This window comes from Rhodovulum sulfidophilum DSM 1374, assembly GCF_001633165.1.
GTDB classification, from domain to species: Bacteria; Pseudomonadota; Alphaproteobacteria; order Rhodobacterales; family Rhodobacteraceae; genus Rhodovulum; species Rhodovulum sulfidophilum.
Window position 1 is genome coordinate 4,002,215 of sequence record NZ_CP015418.1, and the last position, 20,431, is coordinate 4,022,645.

Here is a 20,431-nt window from a genome sequence, read left to right on the forward strand (position 1 = left end):
ACCAAACCCTTGGAAAGAATGTCTTAGGCCCCGGACAGGCCCGAGACAAGCACCGCCGCCGCGTCGCTAGCCGCCGGTCAGCTCGGCGCAGGGATCGTCGCGCTCGGCCACCCCGGTGACCAGCCAGTAGTCATAAGGCGGCGCGCCCGTCGCGGCGCCCTCGATCTGCCCGACCGAAATCAGCCGCGCGTCCTGTGCGACGCGGGCAAAGGCCGCCGGCAGCCCCCAGTCGGTGCGGGCATGCCCGTTGCCCGCGATCACCGCGACTGGCCCGCCGGTCTCGTCCAGCGCCTGACGCGCGGCACGCGCGAGCGACGCGTCGCGCAGCCTCTGGGCCTCGACCATACCGGACAGAAGATGCTCGGGCAGCGCGTTGCAATGGGCCTCGCGCTGGTCGTCGATCCGCTGGTCCAGCTCGGCCGCAGGCAAGGGGGTATCGAGCCCATAGAGCCCCGCCGCATCCCCGAAGACCGCGGCCGCACCTTCCGTCACCGACCGCCGTACCTCGTCGCGGGGCAGCGCCGCGCCGTAGATCTGCGCCTCGGGCGCGGCCGAGAAGATCGGGAAATACATCGCGAAATCGGGCCAGCCCGACTCGGCCCAGCCCAGTGCCTGGCCAAGCGCGACGCCATCCAGCCTGAGCCCCGGCGTGACCTTTGCCGCCTGCCCCTGCGTCAGCATCTCGAAGACCAGTGCCTTCGGGGCCAGCGCCCTGACGGCGGCGGCCTGATTGGCGTGCTGTTCGGGGTTGTCATGGGTCTCGCCCAGCACCACCACATCGGCGGCGGGAAGCGAGGACAGATCCGCCGGGCCGATCTCCTCGGCTCCGGCGGTGGTGGCGGTCAGGGCCGCGGCCAGCGCGGCGATTCTTGCAACATGTCTCACGCGAGGAAGTGAAACACCTCGGGCGACTGGGCTTCAAGGCTCTTGCGCATCTTGCCGAAAGCCGCGGCCTCGAGCTGGCGCACGCGCTCCTTCGACAGCCCCAGCTCGTTGCCGAGACTTTCCAGCGTGCGCGGGTCATCGCGCAGCTTGCGCTCCTTGACGATGAAGCGCTCGCGGTCGTTCAGCTGACCCATGGCATGGACCAGCCAGCCGCGCAGCTGCGCCCGGTCGCGCCCATCCTCGACCAGATCGGCCGCCTGCGCGCTGTCATCCTCGATGGTCTCGATCCATTCGCGGCCCTCGTCATCGGTCGATTGCGTGGCGTTCAGAGAGAAATCGGAGCCCGAAAGCCGGCCTTCCATCATCTCGACATCATGCAGCGGCACGCCGACCTCGGAGGCGATCATCTGGCGCAGCTGGTGACGATCGAGCGTCTCGCCCCGGCCCGCCGCCTCGCGCTCGAGCCGGGCCTGAACCCGGCGCATGTTGAAGAACAGCGATTTCTGGCTCGAGGTCGACCCGGTGCGGACCATCGACCAGTTCCGCATCACATAGTCCTGGATCGAGGCCTTGATCCACCAGACCGCATAGGTCGAGAAGCGCACGCCCCGGTCGGGGTCGAACTTGTCGGCGGCCTTCATCAGCCCGAGGCTCGCCTCCTGGATCAGGTCGTTCATCGGCGCACCGTAGCGCTTGAACTTTGCCGCCATCGAGATCGCCAGCCGCATATAGGCCGTGATCAGACGATGCAGTGCGGCTTCGTCGCGTTCGTCGCGCCAGGCATAGGCCAGCCTGAGCTCGGTCTCGGCGTCCAGAAGCTCCGCCTTCATCGCCTGACGCGACAGCGAGTTCGCATCGAATCCGTCAAATGCCATGCCATGTTCCCGTCAGACAGAGTTTTATCATTCTCTAAACTATACGCGCGCGATCTGGTTCCGGACCACACAAGAGCTTGAACTTTTCGAAACAATCACGCGTCGATTGTGTGCACATCCGCACAGAACAGAAAGGAAGTGATCGGCATCATCACGAAATCGCGCTTTGGACGCCGCCGCGGGCAGGATAGGCTCGGCCCATGACCTATGTGCTTTTCATCGGCGACCGGACCTTTTCCAGCTGGTCCCTTCGCGGCTGGCTGATGCTGGAGAAATTCGGCCTGCCCTTCCGGGTCGAGGAGGTCGGGCTTTATACCGGAACGCTCGCCGCCGATCTGACGCCGGTCGCGCCCGCGCGATTCGTGCCTGCGCTCATGATGCCCGGGGGCGAACCGCTTGGCGACACCCTGGCCATGGCCGAAACCCTGGCCGAGCGCCATCCCGAGGCCGGGCTCTGGCCCGACGATCCGGCGGCTCGGATGCGGGCGCGCTGGCTGGTGGCCGAGATGCATTCGGGCTTTGCCGCGCTGCGATCGCACTGTCCGATGGCGCTGATACGGTCCTATGACGGCTTCCGGCCACCGCCCGAGCTGCTGGCCGAGCTCGACCGGCTGCAGGCGCTCTGGACCGAGGCGCAGACCCGCTTCGGCGCAGGCGGGCCCTGGCTTTTCGGGCGCTATTGCCTCGCCGACGTCTTCTTCGCCCCGGTCGCGGCCCGGATCGCGGCCTATGGCCTGCCGGTCGGCGATGCGGCCGCCGCCTATGTCGCCCAGCATCTGGCCGACCCGGCCTTCCGCCGCTGGCGCGCCGAGGGGCTGACATTCCGCTACGCCCCCGAGCCCCATGCGATGGATCTGCCGCACCTGCCCTGGCCAGGCCCCGAGCCGGTACCGGCCCGTGCCGTCGCACATGGCCCCGCGATCAATGCCGCCTGCCCGGTCACCGGCCGCCCCCCGACACATTTCCTCGAAATCAACGGCGCCATCATCGGCTTTGCCACTCTCAGCGCCCGCGACATGGTCGCGAACGATCCCGAGGCCTTTCCCGAGGTCGCTGCCATTTACCATTCAGTAACCAAGCAGGCGTAGCCGTTTCCCGGTTCGGACCGGAGAGAGCGAAATGGTGGCCCGTGCCTATACCGTGGCCTTCGACGGCATCGAGGCCCGGATCGTCGAAGTGCAATGCGCCGTGGCGGCGGGCTTGCCCGCCTTTTCGGTCGTTGGCCTGCCCGACAAGGCGGTCAGCGAGGCCCGCGACCGGCTGCGCGCGGCGCTGGTTGCCATGGGCGTGGCGCTGCCGTCGAAACGAATCACCGTCAACCTCTCGCCTGCCGACCTGCCCAAGGAGGGCTCGCATTTCGACCTGCCGATCGCAGTGGCCCTGCTGGCGGCGCTCGACGTCATCCCGCGCGACATGGCCGAAGGGATGGTGGCCCTGGGCGAGCTGTCGCTCGACGGGCGCCTGGTCCCGGTGATCGGTGCATTGCCCGCGGCAATGGCCGCGGCCGAGGCCGGGCGCGCGCTTCTGTGCCCCAAGGCCTGCGGCGCCGAGGCCGCATGGGTCGGGGCGACGCAGGTTCTGGCCGCGCCCGACCTCGCTTCGGTCGTGCGCCATTTCACCGGGCAGGCCCCGCTCGCCCCGGCCGAACCGGGCGAGATCGCCCCCGCGGCAGACCCTCTCGACCTGTCCGACGTCAAGGGCCAGGAGCGGGCCAAGCGGGCGCTCGAGATCGCGGCCGCCGGGCGTCACCATCTGCTTCTGGTGGGCGAGCCCGGCTCCGGCAAGTCGATGCTCGCGGCCCGGATCCCGGGCATCCTGCCGCCGCTTTCGCCCGCCGAGGCGCTGGAAACCTCGATGATCCATTCGCTGGCGGGCCTGCTCGACGAGGGCGGCATCTCGCGTCAACGGCCGTTCCGCTATCTGCATCACACCGCATCGGCCACGGCCATCGTCGGCGGCGGCCGCGACGCCTGGCCTGGGGAAATCAGCCTTGCCCATAACGGCGTGCTCTTCATGGACGAGTTTCCCGAATTTCCAAGCAAGGTGCTGGACACGCTGCGTCAGCCGATCGAAACCGGCGAAATCACCGTGTCGCGCGCCAATGCCCATGGCCGCTATCCCTGCCGGTTTCTGCTGGTGGCCGCCGCCAATCCCTGCAAATGCGGCTATCTCGCAGATCCCGCCCGCGCCTGCGCCCGGGTCCCGCATTGCGGCGAGGCCTATCTCGGCCGGATCTCGGGCCCGCTCATGGACAGGTTCGATCTGCGCATCGAAGTGCCGCCGGTGGCGTTCCGGGATCTCGATCTGCCCGCCTCCGGCGAAAGCTCGGCCCAGGTCGCAAAACGGGTCGCGGCCGCGCGCGCGCTTCAGAACGCACGGTTCCAGCATGCCCCCCGCGTGCGGGTCAATGCAGAGGCCGAAGGCGCCCTGCTGGAAGACGTCGCCGCCCCCGATGCCGAGGGACGCGCGCTTTTGCTGCGCGCGGCCGAACGCTTCCGGCTGACCGCCCGGGGCTATCACCGCGTGCTGCGCGTGGCCCGGACCATCGCCGATCTCGACGGCGCCGACCGGGTTGCCCGCCCGCATGTGGCCGAGGCAGTCAACTTCCGCCTCGCCATTGGAAACCTCTAGAGGATCGCGGAAACAGATATGAATTCAAACGGTTATCTTCGAGCGCTGGGGCCTGCGGGCGCCGGATTCGGGCCATTCGGGCATGTCCCGGGCGGCGACGCGCCCCCGGCGCCTGATAGCAAAGCGCTCGGGGGCTCACACTACATTGCAGACAAAGTGGCGAAGGTGACGATCGCCACCGTCACCACGCCCATCGCGACCAGCAATCCCAGCGGCAGGCGCGAGGACCCGGCCGGTCGTTTATCCTGCGAGACGGCCAGCCATCCACCGGTGGCAAGGAGTGCAAGACCCAGAAAGGCCCCGATCCACTCCATCGTCGCCAGTGTCGTCGACATTGGGGCGGCCGCGACAGGAAAGATGGTCGCCAGATCGAGAAGGTAGACCGCCATGAATGCGGCCCCCGCGAGCGCCGGAAAAATCCCCACCCGTCCGGATTTCAGAACGCGATAGGCCAGGATCAGGCTCCCGAGACCGAGCAGCGTCAGGAAGACATTGAATGCGGCAAGGACGGTGACGCCGTATCCCGGAAAGTTGCGGGTTTCGACAAATCCGCCCGGCACCATCAGAGTCAGGTTGAACGTGCTCAGCACGAGTAGGGCAGCGAGACCGCGTGTCTTGGTCATGTATCTGTCTTTCTGGAATAATCAGGAGGAAGAAGGGGCGTCATCAGAAGGGAAAAGGCGCGCTCGGCAAAGCGGGCCTCCCCTCCCTCCGCCAGGTCGGAGGCGTTGATCGCAAACCAGCGGTCCACGGTGACGAGGAGGTTCAGGGCGACATCCGCGAGCAGCCCGAGAGGTAGGTCGTCCCGGACCGCTCCGACCGATTGCCCCGACGCAAGCACGCGCTCGATCTGAGCTCTCAACTGCGCAAGCGGCTCGGCGAAGGCGCGTTGCGCGGCGGCCTCCTGATGCAGGGTCCGCAGCAGCGAGGCCAAGCGCTCATCCCCTTGAAGCGCCCCGGCCAACCGGCGGCACAGCTCTGCGATCCGGGTCCAGTATGCCTGTCGTTCGACCCCGGCAATCGCTTCGGTAGTCCCTTCAAGCGTCCCGAGGCGAGCGAGACGGCGTTCGAGCGTGGCGCGAAACAGGTCGCCCTTGTCGGCGAAGTAGTGATAGGTGCGTCCCTTGCTTTCTCCCGCTTCGGCGATGATGCGGTTGAGAGAGGCATTTTCGAACCCATGCGCGCAGAACTCCATTTCCGCCGGATCGAGCCAGCATGCACGCGCCTGATCGCTAAGCGCGGCGAACCTGGTGCGACTGGTTGGAGCGGAAACGGACAATCGGGATCACGAAGGCTGTGTGGAACGAAGATACGGCCCACTTAGACCACTGGTCTAAATGTGTCAAACCAGCTGGGCGCGCTATCGGCTCAAAGGTGGATGAGGTCATGAGTCGGGCCCCGCTTTCCGGAGAAGCGAGCCACCTGCGCCGCCCCCCGAGGATCACATCGTCCCCTCGCCACTCCCTCACGTGGCGCTTGACCGTGTCCCCCGCTGGGCATTGTTGCAGAACTCGTCGTCGAGGCGAGCTTTCCCCTGAGGCCTTGGCCGACACGCCCGTTCTCGGCCCGACCGAGGACGTTGCAGCGGGTCATGAGCGCGATGCGGATAGGGATTTCGGCGGTCTGGAAGTCGGGATCTCGTGATGCAACCCTCTATCGGAAGGCTTCAGGCCGCGCCTCTTCGCCTTGACCCAACGTCGAAGATGATCGCCCGGTCAGGCCTTCCAGATCCTGCGCCCATAAAGCCGGATCGCACGAAGACCATCACTGCCGGCCCTCCCGGCGGTGTTCAGGCCCGGGATTTGATCCATCTGCGCAAGCGAAGCCCGCTCTCTGCTTGGTTCGCCCCCGATATGGTTCCGGCATGCTGAGAAGTCCGGCAGTAGAGAACATCCAAGGCCTTCTCGGCTGCGACGATCCAAACCCGCCTCACGCCGAAGGGTCAAACCCGTACGGGACAGTGTCCGATGGACAGCTTTCAGCCTATTCCGTTGAAAAGCTCGGCTTGCCTGAATGGCTGACCGCTGATTCAATATCGCTGTAACCGTCAGAGGTGAGCGGCGATGATGGGGTCCCGGCAGGAAGCGCAAGGCGCTCTGTTCTACGAGTTCTCGATCGAAGCGCATGTGCCGCCAGACCATCTGCTCCGATCTGTGGATCGGTTCGTCGATCTGACTGGCATCCGCCAGCACCTGGCCCCGTTCTACAGCTCCACGGGGCGGCCGTCGGTTGATCCGGAACTGATGATCCGCATGCTCCTGGTCGGTTACAGTTCAGCATGGTGCCGCCATTGGTCCGAGGCCCATGCCGGACGGCCTCCGGTCCGAACGCCGCCTCTGCGAAGAGGTGCATCTCAACCTCGCCTACCGCTGGTTCTGCCGCCTGGATCTGACCGTCCCGGTACCGGATCATTCGACCTTCTCCAAGAACCGTCACGGCCGTTTCCGCGACAGTGACTTGCCGCGGCACCTGTTCGAGACAGTTGTGGCGCGATGCATCGCGGAAGGCTTGGCCAGTGGCCAACGCCTTGCTGCGGATGCCAGCGTCATCCAGGCTGACGCGAACCGGCAGAACTCGACGCCGAAATCGGACTGGCATCCCGACAGGATCGATCCTGAAGACGCGCCACGGGCTGTCAGGGAGTACCTAGAAACGCTCGACGATGCTGCCTTCGGCGCAGCAAGCCCGGTCGAGCCGAAGTTCACCTCGCATTCCGATCCAGCCTCACAATGGACCGGGGCCCGTGGAGGGCCGGCCTATTTTGCCTATTCCACCAACTACCTGATCGACACCGACAACGGCGTGATCCTCGACGTGGAGGCCACCCGGGCGATCCGCCAAGCCGAGGTTGGATCGGTTCAGACCATGATCAACCGGGGGAGGATACCTTTGGCATCGTACCGGAGCGGCTGATCGCCGACACGGCATACGGCACCGGCGTCATGCTGGACTGGCTGGACCGGCAGCGAGGGATCGCGCCACATATCCCGGTATTCGACAAGTCGGGGCGCAAGGACGGAACGTTCGAGCGCGCCGACTTCACCTATGATGCGGAGAGCGGCCTCTACACCTGCCCGGGCGGCAAGGAGCTGAAGCAAAGCCGACGGCCCTTCACACCCCTCGTGAGAAGAAGCCCGATGAGGACAGCATGCTCCGCTACCGGGCCAGCAAGGCCGATTGCGATGCCTGCGAGTTGAAAGTCCGCTGCTGTCCCAAGGAGCCCTCGCGCAAGGTCCTCCGGTCGACCTTCGAACCATCCCGGCATCGGGCGCGTGCGATTGCCCAGCCCCCCCCCCCGAATACGCGATCTCCTGCAAACTGCGAAAGAAGGTCGAGATGCTGTTCGCGCACCTGAAGCGCATCTTGGGCCTCAGCCGTCTCCGATTACGAGGACCGAACGGCGCACGCGATGAATTCCACCTCGCAGCCACCGCCCAGAACCTTCGGAAGCTCGCAAAGCTCCTTCCGATCCCACCGGTCGCCTGCTGAGGAAGGGTCGGCACGGACGCCGCAAATTCAGAGCGGAGCTCAGTGCGGCCGCAAAGCCGAGTTTTTCAACGGAATAGCCCCTGAAAAGACGGAGCGCCCCGGGCTTTTCGGCCTCCGCCGCCGCCAGGCGGTTGGATTTATAGAGAGTTCAGCCCAGTTGGCCAGGCGCGACTGGTGGGGACCGAACGTCCCGGCCTTGTGCCAAGGCCAGGCGCGGATCGCGATGCAGAGCCCTTACCGCGCCTCCGGGTAGCGCCGCGTCCGAAGCGCTCGCGTCGTATGAAAGGCCTCAGTGTATGCGCCGAAATGAAAAACCTTTCCACCTGGCACCCTGACGGGTGGTCACAGAACAGCAGACCATCACGCCATCGAACCGGACACTTGGCGCGGAAGAGTCCGATCCGGAAACGGGCAAATGCGGGACAACGAGTTGACGCCATGCAAAAGTGCGTCGGCGCGCATACCCGTCAGCCGGCGCGCCGGGCTTCGATCGCCACCCAGATCCGGGCGGCTATATTGGTCTTGTCGAAACGCTCGAGTTCCTGGATGCCGGTCGGCGAGGTGACATTGATTTCGGTCAGATGCTCGCCGATGACGTCGATACCGACAAAGACCTGCCCCGCTTCCTTCAGCGTCGGACCGATGGCGGCACATATCTCGAGGTCGCGCGGCGTCAGATCGGCCCGTTCGGCGCGGCCGCCGACATGCATGTTGGAACGGGTCTCGCCGTCGGCGGGCACCCGGTTGATCGCTCCGACAGGGGCACCGTCAACCAGTATCACCCGCTTGTCCCCGCTGCGGACAGCCGGAAGAAATTTCTGCGCAATCAGCGGCTCACGATTCATGCTGGCAAAGACCTCGTGCAAGGAGGCGAGGTTGCGGTCATCCGGGCCCAGCCGAAAGATACCGGCGCCGCCATTGCCGTAGAGCGGCTTGAGGATGATGTCGCCATGCAGATCCTTGAAGGCGCTCAGCGTCGCCAGATCGCGAGCGATCACGGTCGGCGGAATCAGATCGGGAAAACGCAGGACCAGCAGCTTCTCGGGAAAGTTGCGGACCCAGAACGGGTCGTTGACGACCAGCGTGCCGGGCATCACCATCTCGAGCAGATGCGTCGTCGTGATATAGCCCATGTCGAAGGGCGGATCCTGCCGCAACCAGACGACATCGAAGTCGCCGAGATCGACCTCCTGCTCCTCGCCAAGGGTGAAATGGTCGCCCCTGACCCGACGCACCTCAAGCGGCCAGCCCCGCGCCATCACCCGCCCGTCATTCCAGAACAGCCGGTCAGGCGTGTAGTAGAACAGGCTGTGCCCGCGCGCCTGCGCCTCCTCGGCAATCCGGAACGTACTGTCCGCATCAATGTTTATGGCCCCGACCGGGTCCATCTGAATGGCTACCTTGAGCGGCATTGCGTTCTCCCTCGCCCGGCCTTCCCAGCCGCCGCCCATCCCCGGGCGATGCGGCGTCGGCTCTGGATGGCCGAGGCGCCGGAAATTTGCAACCGCGCTCAGGCGCAGAATGCGTTCTCGAGAATGTCTACCTCGCCGAAACCGTTCACAAGCGCGACGTCAAAACGGATATCGGTCAACTGCCCACCGGGCTCGCCCGCAAGATATTCCTGCGCCGCCATCATCACACGATTCATCTGGCGCCGCGTGACCCGTTCGGCCGCGCTGGAGAAACTTCGGCTTTGCTTGACCTCGACGAAAACCAGAGCATCGCCATCCCGGGCAACGAGGTCGATTTCGCCTCCCACCCCGCGCCAGCGGCGGGCCGCGATCGCCATGCCGCGCCCCTCATACCCCCGGGCGACGCAGTCCTCGGCCGACCGACCAGCGTGATAGGAGACCGTTCCGCTCATTCCGCTTCCTCCGGCCCGGCATCGCGCTTCTCCCGCAGCAACGCCGCCTGATAAACCCGGCGCCGGGGCAGATCCAGCGCCGCCGCAACCTCGGCCACCGCGTCCTTGACAGAAAGACGCGCAAGCGCCTCGTCCAGAGTGGCCTCAAGATCGTTCTGCTCGACAGCTCTGACAGGCGCCCGTCCGACCAGAAGCACGATCTCGCCGCGAACCTCGCGACCACGAAAGGCCTCTGCCAGTTCGGCGAGACTGCCGCGCGAGACCTCTTCGAATCGCTTGGTCAGTTCCCGGCAGACCGCTGCGTCGCGATCTCCACCGAGGGATACCGCCATTTCCGCTAACAACCGGCTAATGCGTTTGGGAGATTCGTAAAAAACCAATGTCGCGGGTACGTTCGAAAGCTCCTCCAGCATCCGGGACCGGGCCCCCGACTGGGCGGGCGGGAACCCAGCGAACAGCACCCGATCGCTTGGCAGGCCCGCCACCACCAGCGCGGCCAGCATCGCCGAAGGCCCCGGCGCGGCATGCACCGCGACCCCGGCCGCGATCGCGGCCCGCGCCAGCGGAAAGCCCGGATCGGACACCATCGGCGTGCCCGCCTCGCTGACACAGGCGACGGACTTGCCCGCAGCCGCCATCTCGACCAGCGCATCGCGCACCGAGGCCGCGGAATGGTCGTGATAGGCGATCAACGAACGCTCGCCGAGCGCAATGCCATGGATCTGCATCAGATGGCGGGCCGTCCGCGTATCCTCTGCCGCGATAACATCGGCCGAGGCCAGAACATCCAGCGCTTTCAGCGTGATGTCGCGCGCGGCACCGATCGGCGTGGCGACGAAATAAAGCCCGGGGGCCAGCGGATTTCGGAGGATCTCCAAGGATTCTTTTACCTGTCTGTCGTTTACTTGCCCTGTCGATCCGCATAGGGTCGCCGACGAAACCGCCCCAGCGAAGGAGACGTTCATGTTCGCCGTTTTTCGCGCCTGCCGCAAGCGGTTACCCTCGGTTCGACCAAGGGTTCTGGCATCGGTTCTGGGGCTCGGCGCACTCGCTCTGGTCGCGGCCTGCCAGCCCGGAGGTATCGGCGGCGGCCCGTCGATCGACGGATCGAAACCGGTTCCGGTGGCGCTGCTGGTGCCCGGCGGCTCGGCAAATGCGGGAGATCAGGTTCTGGCGCGCAGCCTCGAGAATGCCGCGCGGCTGGCGATTTCGGATCTGAAGGGCGTCAAGGTCGATCTTCGCGTCTACCAGACCGCGGGCAATCCCGACATCGCCGCCAAAGTCGCGGCCGAGGCTGTCTCCGACGGCGCCAAGATAATTCTCGGCCCGCTTTATGCACAATCCGCGAACGCGGCCGGCCTGGCCGTCGCCCGACGCGGCGTCAACGTGCTCAGCTTTTCGAACAACCCCCAGATCGCCGGCGGCAATGTCTTCGTGCTGGGACCGACCTTCGAGAACACCGCCGATCGCCTTGTGCGCTATGCCGCGACACAGGGCCGGACCAATGTCATGATCGTGCACGATCCCGATGTGGCGGGCCAGGCCGGGCGCGCGGCAATCGCCTCGGCAGTGGCACGCAGCGGCGGATCGGTCGCCGCGACCGGCAGCTACGAGCTGTCGCAGAACGGCGTGGTACAGGCCATACCGGACCTCGCGCGCAAGGCGCGCGGCTCGGGCGCCTCGGCAATCTTCTTCACGGCCAGCACCGCGGGCGCCCTGCCGCTGCTGGCGCAGTTGCTTCCGGAAAACAGCGTCGATCCGGCCAAGGTGCAGTTCATCGGGCTGACCCGTTGGGACATCCCGCCCTCCACGCTGGCGCTTCCCGGGCTGCAGGGCGGCTGGTTCGCCCTCCCCGACCCCGGGGTATCGGACCGGTTCGAACGGCGCTACACCGCCGCCTATGGCGAACCGGCCCATCCCGCAGCGGGTCTTGCCTATGACGGCATCGCCGCGATCGGCGCCCTTGCCAGCCAGGGCCGCAGCGACGCATTGTCGGTTTCCGGGCTGACCCAGCCTTCGGGCTTCGTCGGCGTCAACGGCGTATTCCGCCTTCGCACAGATGGAACGAACGAGCGGGCCTTGGCAGTGGCCGAGATCCGCGACAACCAGGTGACCGTGATTGACCCCGCTCCAAGAAATTTCGGCGGCGCAGGCTTCTAGCCCGTCCAGATCCCGCCCGACAAACCTGACGCCGGACAGCCTGATCTGTCCGGCGTCGGACATTTTCGACCAGACCGCCTTCGAGGCCGAACTGACCCGTTTGATGGATCAGGACATCGGTTCCAAGGCGCTACGCGATGCCGTGGTGCAATACCTCTCCGACGCGCGGCAGAAAGGTCGCAGCGCGATTGCCGCGGCCTTCTCCGACAGGCCCTTCGACGCCGGCCCGACCGTGCGCGCCTATACCTGGCTCACCGATTGCCTGGTCCGCGCGACCCTGAAAGTGTCCTGCGAAGTCCTGCATCCGCGCCCCAACCCGACCGAGGGCGAACGCCTCGCCGTGTTCTCGGTCGGCGGTTACGGCCGAAGCGAGATGGCCCCGCATTCCGATGTCGATCTGCTGTTCCTGATCCCCTACAAGCTGACCCCCTGGGCTGAAAGCGTGATCGAATCCATGCTCTACATGCTCTGGGACCTCAGGCTGAAAGTGGGGCATTCCTCGCGCACGGTGAAGGACTGTCTGCGGCTCGGTCGCGAGGATTACACGATCCGCACCGCATTGCTGGAGAACCGCCTCCTCGGCGGGTACATGCCACTGGCCAAGACCCTGGACAGCGCGCTCTGGGACGATCTCTTCAAGGGCACCGCGGCCGAATTCATCGAGGCCAAACTGGCCGAGCGCTCGGAACGCCACCGCAAGCAGGGCGGCCAGCGCTACGTGCTGGAACCCAACGTGAAGGAGGGCAAGGGCGGGCTGCGGGACCTGCAATCGCTCTACTGGATCGCGAAATACGTCTATCGCGTCGACCGCGCCTCGCAACTCGTCAAGCTGGGCTTCTTCACCCGCGACGAATTCACCGGTTTCGTCGAGGCCGAGCGGTTCCTCTGGGCCGTGCGCTGTCACCTGCACCTGATCGCGAACCGCGCCATCGACCAGCTTACCTTCGACATGCAGGTCGAGGTCGCCGCGCGGATGGGCTATACCGACCATGGCGGGCGCCGCGCGGTCGAGCATTTCATGCAGGACTATTTCCGCCACGCCACCACCGTGGGCGACCTGACCCGGATCTTCCTGACCAAGCTCGAGGCCGCCCATGTCAAGAAGGAGCCGGCGCTGATCGGGCTGTTCCGCCGCCGCCGCAAGGTGCCGAAAGGCTACGAGATCGTCCAGAACCGCATGAATGTCTCGGACCCCAAGGCGTTCCTGGCCGACAAGCTGAACCTGCTGAAGATCTTCGAGGAAGCGCTCCGGACCGGCACGCTGCTGCATCCCGACGCGATGCGGCTGATCCAGGCCAATCTGCGGCTGATCGACGACGATGTCCGCAACGCCCCCGAAGCGCAGCGGATCTTCCTCGACCTGCTGCTCAAGCACGGCAATCCCGAACGGTCGCTGCGGCGGATGAACGAACTCGGCGTGCTCTCGGCGCTGATCCCGGAATTCGAGCCCATCGTGGCGATGATGCAGTTCAACGTCTATCACAGCTACACGGTGGACGAGCACACGATCCAGTGCGTGTCGACGCTCGCCCAGATCGAGCGCGGCGAGCTGATCGAGGAACTGCCCATCGCCAGCCGCATCCTCAAGGACGGGGTGAACCGGCGGGTGCTGTATGTCGCGCTTCTGCTGCACGATATCGGCAAGGGCCGCCCCGAGGACCATTCGGTGCTGGGTGCGCAGATCGCGCGCAAGGTGGCGCCGCGGCTGGGGCTCCGGCCCGAGGAATGCGAAACCGTCGAATGGCTGGTGCGCTATCACCTGCTGATGTCGGACATGGCGCAGAAGCGCGACCTTTCCGACCCGCGCACGGTGCGCGACTTCGCAAAGGCGGTGAAAACCCGCAAGCGGCTCGACCTGCTGACGGTGCTGACCGTCTGCGACATCATCGGGGTGGGCCCCGGCACGTGGAACAACTGGAAGGCCCAGCTGATCCGCAGCCTCTATCGCGAGACCGTGCGCGCGCTGGAAGGCGGGCTGGAGGATGTCAACCGCGACCGTCGCGAGGCCGAGTCCAAGCGCGCGCTGCGCGAGGCGCTCTCGGGCTGGGACGCCAAGGAGCTGCGGGCCGAAATCGGCCGCCATTACGGCCCCTACTGGCAGGGCTTGCCGACCGGCACGCATGTGGTGATGGCCAGGCTGCTGCGCGGCATCAGCGATGACGAGATCCGGATCGACCTGGCCGAGGATGCCGACCGCGACGCCACCCGGGTTTGCTTTGCCCTTTCGGACCATCCCGGCATCTTCGCGCGGCTGGCGGGCGCGCTGGCTCTGGTGGGCGCCAACGTGGTCGACGCGCGCACCTATACCACCAAGGACGGTTACGCCACCGCCGCCTTCTGGATCCAGGATGGCGATGGTTCGCCCTATGACGCCTCGCGGCTGAGCCGGCTCAGCCAGATGATCGAGAAGACCCTGATGGGCGAGGTCCGCCCGCGCGAGAAGCTTGCCGACCGCGACAAGCTCAAGAAGCGCGAGCGCAGCTTCCGCTTCCCGACCTCGATCACCTTCGACAATGACGGCTCGGAGATCTACACCATCATCGAGGTCGATACCCGCGACCGGCCGGGGCTGCTTTACGACCTGACCCGGGTCTTTGCGACCAGCAACATCTATATCGCCTCGGCAATGATCGCGACCTATGGCGCGCAGGTGGTCGACAGCTTCTATGTGAAGGACAGTTTCGGGCTGAAGCTCTATGCGAGATCGCGGCAGGAATCGCTTGAACGCAAGCTGCGCGAGGCGATCGTGAAGGGTACCGAAAGGGCGAACAAGTAATGCGTCCGATCCGGCTGGTGTCGGGCTTTCTGACCGTCGGCGTCTGGACCCTTGCCAGCCGCATCCTCGGCTTTGCCCGCGATATCCTGATTGCCGCCTATCTGGGCACCGGCCCGGTGGCCGAGGCGTTTCTGGTGGCCTTCTCGCTGCCCAACATGTTCCGCCGCTTCTTTGCCGAAGGCGCGTTCAACATGGCCTTCATCCCGCTCTTTTCAAAGAAGCTCGAACGGGACGAGGGCGCGCTCGACTTCGCGCGCGACGCTTTCACCGGGCTGGCGACAATCCTGATCGGCTTTACCCTTCTGGCCCAGATCGCGATGCCCGCCTTGGTGCTGGCCATGGCGGGCGGCTTCGCCGCCGACCAGCGCTTCGACATCGCGGTCGTCTACGGCCGGATCGCCTTTCCCTATATCCTTTTCATCTCGCTCGCGGCGCTCCTGTCGGGCGTGCTGAACGCCACCGGCCGCTTCGTCGCCGCCGCCGCGGCCCCGGTGCTGCTGAACATCCTCCTGGTCGGCGCGATGCTGATGGCAGCCGCGATGGGCTGGCCGGTGGGCGATGCGCTGGTCTGGACGGTGCCGCTGGCGGGTATCGCGCAGATGGCGCTGGTCTGGACGGCTGCCGCGAAGGCGGGCTTCCGGCTGACCTTCCGCCGCCCGCGGCTCACGCCCGAGCTCAGGCGGCTGGCCATCATCGCGGCCCCCGCGGCGCTGGCCGGCGGCGTGGTGCAGGTCAACCTGCTGATCGGGCGTCAGGTCGCCAGCTTCTTCGAGGGCGCGGTGGCCTGGCTGTCCTATGCCGACCGGCTTTATCAGCTGCCGCTCGGCGTGGTCGGCATCGCCATCGGCGTGGTGCTGCTGCCCGATCTCTCGCGTCGTCTCGGCGCAGGCGACACCGCGGGCGGGCGCGACGCCTTTAACCGCGCCGGCGAATTCGCCCTCGCTCTGACCCTGCCCGCCGCGGTCGCCCTCGCCACGATCCCGGGCCCCATCGTGGCGGTCCTGTTCCAGCGCGGTGCCTTCGACCAGGCCGATGTGGCGGCCACGGCGCTGGCCGTCGCGGTCTATGGCGCGGGGCTTCCGGCCTTCGTGATGCAGAAGGTCCTGCAGCCATTGTTCTTTGCCCGCGAGGATACCCGGCGCCCGTTCCATTACGCGCTCGGGGCGCTCGCGGTGAATGCGGGCATCGCCATCGGGCTGGCCCCGCTTTGCGGCTATATCGCCGCCGCCTGGGGCACGACGCTGGCGGGCTGGGCCATGGTGGCGCTGCTCTGGCGCGGATCGCGGCGCTTCGGCAGCGCGGCCGAAACCGATGCGCGCTTCCTGCGCCGGACAGGAAGAATCGCGCTGGCCTCGGCGCTGATGGGGGCGATCCTGTGGCTCGCGGCCCGGGGTGCGCAGCCCTGGCTGGCCGCAGAGGGCCTGCGCTATCCGGCGCTGGCCGGGCTGGTGGCGCTGGGGATCGTATCCTATTTCGGGCTGGGCCATCTCCTCGGCGCATTCCGGCTGTCGGAATTCCGCCGGGCGATGCGCCGTCAGCGCTGACGGATCTTCGCCCGCACCCGGGCCCAGCCGCCGGGGCTGACTACGAAGGACAGCACGAAGCCGGTGCAGAACCCGGCCAGATCGGCGACCCAATCAAAGCCGCCACCGAACAGCAGGCCGAACAGAAGCTGGATGCCCAGGAGCACCCCGATCAGGGTGAAGGCCCGGTACTGGGTCGGGCCGGTCCCCGCGAGCCGCACCCACATCAGGAAGGTGAAGGCGCCGATCAGCCCGTAGACCGCCGGATAGCCGCCGATCAGCGGCGTCGGCGTGTCGAGCAGCAGCCCATAGGCCAGCGCACCGACGATGGCCGCACCGAAAAACACCAGAAGCACCGCCCAGGCCCGGAACACCTCGCCCACCATCTTGCCCAGCGCCAGGATGAAGACCACGACGAAAACCGCATGGGTCAGGCTGGCATGGACGAAGGGATAGGTGACGAAACGGATCATCTGGTCGGCGGGAAACTGGCCGCTCTGCAGCATCCAGTCGAAAACCTGCCCCGAAAAGCCGTAATCGCGGATCGCCTGCAACCGCCAGCCGACCGCCCCCGGTCCGCCCACAAGCCCCCGCGCCCCCAGGCTCAGGACCACCTCCATCGCGATGACCGGCAACACCAGCAGCCAGACCACGGCGGGCAACGGATTGATCGGCGGAGCGTTCGGATCGGACTGCATGCGACACGGGCCTCGGTTGACGCTGTTCCCCCGCATCGGTAAGCGAACGAAGCGTGAAATTCCAGACGGAGATGAACCGATGGCCGAGGTGGTCCACACACCGCGAGTCTTTTCCGGCATCCAGCCCTCGGGCGGGCTGACGCTGGGCAACTACCTGGGCGCGCTCAAGCGCTTCGGAGAGACTCAGGACCAGGGCGAGATGCCCACGATCTACTGCATCGTCGACATGCATGCGATCACCGTCTGGCAAGACCCCGAGAAGCTGCGCCACGCCACGCGCGCGCTGACCGCGGGCTTCATCGCCAGCGGCATCGACCCGACGAAATCGATCCTGTTCAACCAGTCGGCGGTGCCCGGCCACGCCCAGTTGGGCTGGATCTTCAACTGCGTGGCACGCCTCGGCTGGATGCAGCGCATGACCCAGTTCAAGGACAAGGCCGGCAAGAATTCCGAGAACGTCTCGCTGGGGCTGTTCGCCTATCCGGCGCTGATGGCGGCCGACATCCTCGTGTATCACGCCACCCATGTGCCGGTCGGCGAGGACCAGAAGCAGCATGTCGAGCTGACCCGCGACATCGCGATCAAGTTCAACAACGATTACGGCACCGATTTCTTCCCGGTGCCCGAGCCGGTGATCGAGGGCGCCGCGACCCGGGTGATGAGCCTGCGCGACGGCACCAAGAAGATGTCGAAATCGGACCCCTCGGACATGAGCCGGATCAACCTGACCGACGATGCCGACACCATCGCCAAGAAGATCAGGAAGGCCAAGACCGACCCCGAACCGCTGCCCGAGACCCTCGACGGGCTGGAAGGGCGGCCCGAGGCGCGCAACCTCGTCAACATCTATGCCGCGCTTTCCGGAAAGGCCGCGGCCGAGGTCGTGGCCGAATATGCCGGTCAGCAATTCGGCACCTTCAAGCCCGCGCTTGCCGATCTGGCGGTCGAGCGGCTGTCACCGATCTCTTCGGAGATGAGCCGCCTGATGCAGGACCCGGCCGAGATCGACCGCATCCTCGCCCATGGCGCCGAACAGGCCAACGCCATCGCGGCCCCGATCGTGCGGCGCGCCCGCGACATCGTCGGGATGGTTGGCGCCTGACCTCTGCATCAACGCACATATCGCCTGACATTTCCGGTGATATGTGCGGCGTCTGCGGGGTGCTATCCTTCATTGCAAAAGGAGCCCCCCATGACCCCAGTTCCCGCCGAGACCCGTATCGGCCATATCCACCTGAAAGTCGCCGATCTCGACCGCGCCATCGCCTTCTATTCCGGCATTCTGGGCTTCGAGCTGACCCAGCGCTACGGGCCGGGCGCGGCCTTCCTGTCAGCGGGCGGGTATCACCACCATATCGGGCTGAACACCTGGGAGAGCCTCGGCGCGACGCCGCCGCCGCCCGGCCATACCGGACTTTACCACACCGCGATCCTGTTTCCCGACCGCGCCAGCCTGGGCGCGGCGCTGGCCCGGGTGCTGGCGGCCGGCATTTCCCTGACCGGCGCGGCAGATCACGGCGTGAGCGAGGCCGTCTATCTGAACGATCCCGACGGCAACGGGGTCGAGCTTTACCGCGACCGCCCCGAGGCGGACTGGCCGCGCGATGCCGAAGGCCGACTTCGGATGGTGAACCATCCGCTCGATCTCGACGCCCTGCTGGCAGAGGCCGGGCCCCAGGCCGATACCGAATTCACGCAACCGACGCAGGCCTGACACAAAACGGAATCGCTTGCCGCCGAGGGTCGGGATGTCGGGTTCCGCAAGGCTCGGTCGGCCGGGGGCGGCGCCCCGCAATCCCCAAGTCGGCGCATCCGCCCGTTGCTCCCGCGCCTGCGGCGACGGCACCCGAAGCGCCCCCGGCCGTCCCGCCGGGGGCGTGTTTCCATGCGCAAGGGAACGGGTGATCCCCGCTTCGACCCTGCGACGTGCTCCTATCTGGACGGCCCTGCGAGCCGGGTCTAGGGTGCGCCAAAATTTTCCGGAACGAGGCATCGTCATGGCCACAGGCACGAATATCCGAACCTATTACAACGGAACCTGGCACCGGGGCGACATTCCGGTCATGTGCGCGGCCGATCACGGCGCCTGGCTGGGCACCACGGTCTTCGACGGCGCCCGCTATTTCGAAGGCATCGCCCCCGACCTTCAGGCCCATTGCGACCGGATCAACCGCTCGGCCGAGGCGCTGATGATCACCCCCACCACCGACGGTGCCGACATGGCCGAGATCGTCCGGGAGGGGCTGAAGACCTACCCCGCCGATGCCGCCGTCTATATCCGGCCGATGTACTGGGCGCTCGAGGGCGACTCGCTGGGGGTCGCGCCGAAACCCGGCGCCACCGGCTTTGCGATCTGCCTCGAAGAGATCCCGATGGCCGCACCCGGCAGTGCAACGACGATGACGACGACCCGCTTCCGCCGCCCGACGCTGGACTGCGCCGTGGTCAATGCCAAGGCGGGCTGCCTTTATCCCAACAATGCGCGGATGCTGGCCGAGGCACGGGCCAAGGGCTTCGGCAATGCGCTGGTCGCGGATGCGCTGGGCAATGTCGCCGAGACCGCGACGGCGAATGTATTCATCGTGAAGGACGGCGAGTTCTTCACCCCGATCGCCAACGGCACCTTCCTGGCCGGGCTGACCCGCAAGCGGCATATCTCGAACCTGACCGCGGCGGGCTACAAGGTACATGAGGCGGTGCTGAGCTTCGAGGATGTGCGCCAGGCCGACGAGGTGTTCCTGTCGGGCAACATGATGAAGGTGACCCCGGTCAAGGCCTTCGACGACGTGCAGTACCAGGCCGGCCCGCTGACCGCGAAGGTCCGCGAGATCTACTGGGACTGGGCGCATTCGGCCGCCTGAGCCCGGCCCCGGCGAAAGCGTCAAACGGAGCCGTTGCGCCATGGGTATTTGAGCCAAGAAGAAGACCGAGGCGCGGGCCCGCCGACAACCGGTCGGCCCGCGACAGGAGGGAGTTGCCAGCGCCGGGCCGGTCGGTCATGCTGAGGCGCGGTTCCCGGAGGAGGACCCGATGCGCAAATTTCTGGTGGTGCTGGACGACAGTCGCGAATGTCTGAACGCGATGCGCTTTGCCGCGCTCCGGGCCGCAAAGACCGGCGGCGGGGTGCAGATCCTGTCGGTGATCGCGCCCGAGGAGTTCAACCACTGGATCGGGGTCGGCGACCTGATGCGCGAAGAGGCGCGCGAACGGATCGAGGCGCATTACGAGGTTTTCGCGAAATGGATGCGCGACCGGCAGGGGATCGACCCCGAACTGGTGATCCGCGAAGGCGAGGCGGTGCCCGAGATCCTCGACCAGATCCGCGAAGATCCCGAGATCGGCGTGCTGGTTCTGGGCGCGGGCACCGACAGCAAGGGGCCGGGGCCGCTGGTGACCCAGCTCGCGCGCAGCTCTGGCAGCCTGCCGATTCCGGTGACGATCGTTCCCGGCGGGCTCTCGAAGGAACGTCTTGAAGCGGTGTGCTAGGCGAACGCTGGCCGGGCGGCGCCAAGGCTGTTAGAATAGCTCTA

17 protein-coding genes and 1 pseudogene are annotated in these 20,431 nt (G+C 66.4%); 10 read left to right on the forward strand and 8 right to left on the reverse strand.

All coding sequences use genetic code 11. The annotated features are described in order from the left end of the window. Nucleotides 1–66 precede the first annotated feature (66 nt). Nucleotides 67–885: a ChaN family lipoprotein gene (locus A6W98_RS18500; protein WP_231098309.1), complete on the reverse strand. Its 819-nt coding sequence runs from the start codon at nt 883–885 to the stop codon at nt 67–69. Then, nucleotides 882–1,760: an RNA polymerase factor sigma-32 gene (locus A6W98_RS18505; RefSeq protein ID WP_042464151.1), complete on the reverse strand. Its 879-nt coding sequence runs from the start codon at nt 1,758–1,760 to the stop codon at nt 882–884. Before A6W98_RS18505 ends, A6W98_RS18500 begins: the two co-directional genes overlap by 4 nt. A gap of 200 nt (nt 1,761–1,960) precedes the next feature. On the opposite strand from A6W98_RS18505, the gene A6W98_RS18510 reads away from it, so the two are divergent. Both A6W98_RS18510 and A6W98_RS18515 read left to right on the forward strand, forming a co-directional pair. Further along, nucleotides 1,961–2,848, forward strand: a complete 888-nt coding sequence (locus tag A6W98_RS18510; RefSeq protein WP_042464153.1) for a glutathione S-transferase — start codon at nt 1,961–1,963, stop codon at nt 2,846–2,848. A 31-nt stretch (nt 2,849–2,879) separates the two neighbouring features. Further along, on the forward strand, nt 2,880–4,391 hold the full coding sequence (locus A6W98_RS18515; RefSeq protein ID WP_042464155.1) for a YifB family Mg chelatase-like AAA ATPase: 1,512 nt from the start codon (nt 2,880–2,882) through the stop codon (nt 4,389–4,391). 140 nt (nt 4,392–4,531) lie between these two features. Here A6W98_RS18515 and A6W98_RS18520 read toward each other — a convergent pair whose 3' ends face one another. Together A6W98_RS18520 and A6W98_RS18525 are read right to left on the reverse strand one after the other, a co-directional pair. Next, entirely contained in the window at nt 4,532–5,014 is a 483-nt protein-coding gene (locus A6W98_RS18520; RefSeq protein ID WP_042464156.1) for a DUF8051 family protein, read from the reverse strand. After that, nucleotides 5,011–5,670, reverse strand: a complete 660-nt coding sequence (locus A6W98_RS18525; RefSeq protein ID WP_155734857.1) for a TetR/AcrR family transcriptional regulator — start codon at nt 5,668–5,670, stop codon at nt 5,011–5,013. Before A6W98_RS18525 ends, A6W98_RS18520 begins: the two co-directional genes overlap by 4 nt. 784 nt (nt 5,671–6,454) lie before the next feature. On the opposite strand from A6W98_RS18525, the pseudogene A6W98_RS18530 reads away from it, so the two are divergent. Further along, a pseudogene (locus A6W98_RS18530) lies at nt 6,455–7,880 on the forward strand (IS1182 family transposase). A 467-nt stretch (nt 7,881–8,347) separates the two neighbouring features. On the opposite strand, the gene gshB reads toward A6W98_RS18530, so the two are convergent. The 3 genes from gshB to rsmI form a co-directional block, all read right to left on the reverse strand. Further along, nucleotides 8,348–9,292: a glutathione synthase gene (gene gshB, locus A6W98_RS18535; RefSeq protein ID WP_042464158.1), complete on the reverse strand. Its 945-nt coding sequence runs from the start codon at nt 9,290–9,292 to the stop codon at nt 8,348–8,350. Between the two features lie 98 nt (nt 9,293–9,390). Next, nucleotides 9,391–9,744 carry a YraN family protein gene (locus A6W98_RS18540; protein WP_042464160.1) on the reverse strand — a complete coding sequence of 118 codons (354 nt, stop codon included), beginning with the start codon at nt 9,742–9,744 and terminating at the stop codon, nt 9,391–9,393. Continuing rightward, entirely contained in the window at nt 9,741–10,622 is an 882-nt protein-coding gene (gene rsmI, locus A6W98_RS18545) for a 16S rRNA (cytidine(1402)-2'-O)-methyltransferase (protein WP_042464162.1), read from the reverse strand. Before rsmI ends, A6W98_RS18540 begins: the two co-directional genes overlap by 4 nt. Nucleotides 10,623–10,707: 85 nt before the next feature. Here rsmI and A6W98_RS18550 point away from each other — a divergent pair, with 85 nt between their 5' ends. Genes A6W98_RS18550 through murJ form a run of 3 tightly spaced genes read left to right on the forward strand, consistent with a single transcriptional unit; the run spans nt 10,708 to nt 16,224 of the window. Beyond that, the gene (locus A6W98_RS18550; protein ID WP_042464163.1) at nt 10,708–11,904 is read left to right on the forward strand and encodes a penicillin-binding protein activator; all 1,197 of its coding nucleotides are present in this window, start codon (nt 10,708–10,710) and stop codon (nt 11,902–11,904) included. Continuing rightward, entirely contained in the window at nt 11,864–14,680 is a 2,817-nt protein-coding gene (locus tag A6W98_RS18555; protein WP_042464165.1) for a [protein-PII] uridylyltransferase, read from the forward strand. The genes A6W98_RS18550 and A6W98_RS18555 overlap by 41 nt, the downstream gene beginning before the upstream one ends. Next, nucleotides 14,680–16,224, forward strand: a complete 1,545-nt coding sequence (murJ, locus tag A6W98_RS18560; RefSeq protein WP_042464167.1) for a murein biosynthesis integral membrane protein MurJ — start codon at nt 14,680–14,682, stop codon at nt 16,222–16,224. The genes A6W98_RS18555 and murJ overlap by 1 nt, the downstream gene beginning before the upstream one ends. On the opposite strand, the gene A6W98_RS18565 is transcribed toward murJ, so the two are convergent. Further along, the gene (locus tag A6W98_RS18565) at nt 16,215–16,901 is read right to left on the reverse strand and encodes a rhomboid family intramembrane serine protease (protein WP_042464169.1); all 687 of its coding nucleotides are present in this window, start codon (nt 16,899–16,901) and stop codon (nt 16,215–16,217) included. The two genes, murJ and A6W98_RS18565, sit on opposite strands and share 10 nt — an antisense overlap. A gap of 79 nt (nt 16,902–16,980) precedes the next feature. Between A6W98_RS18565 and trpS the strand changes: the two genes are divergently transcribed. From trpS to A6W98_RS18585, 4 genes are all read left to right on the forward strand, one after another. After that, on the forward strand, nt 16,981–18,003 hold the full coding sequence (trpS, locus tag A6W98_RS18570) for a tryptophan--tRNA ligase (RefSeq protein ID WP_042464170.1): 1,023 nt from the start codon (nt 16,981–16,983) through the stop codon (nt 18,001–18,003). 90 nt (nt 18,004–18,093) lie between these two features. Beyond that, the gene (locus A6W98_RS18575; RefSeq protein ID WP_042464172.1) at nt 18,094–18,615 is read left to right on the forward strand and encodes a VOC family protein; all 522 of its coding nucleotides are present in this window, start codon (nt 18,094–18,096) and stop codon (nt 18,613–18,615) included. Nucleotides 18,616–18,898: 283 nt separating this feature from the next. Next, a complete protein-coding gene (locus A6W98_RS18580; RefSeq protein ID WP_042464174.1) occupies nt 18,899–19,762 on the forward strand; it encodes a branched-chain amino acid aminotransferase in 864 nt (287 codons plus the stop codon). A gap of 169 nt (nt 19,763–19,931) precedes the next feature. Continuing rightward, complete coding sequence (locus A6W98_RS18585) at nt 19,932–20,387, forward strand: universal stress protein (protein WP_042464176.1); 456 nt, start codon at nt 19,932–19,934, stop codon at nt 20,385–20,387. The last annotated feature ends 44 nt before the right edge of the window (nt 20,388–20,431 follow it).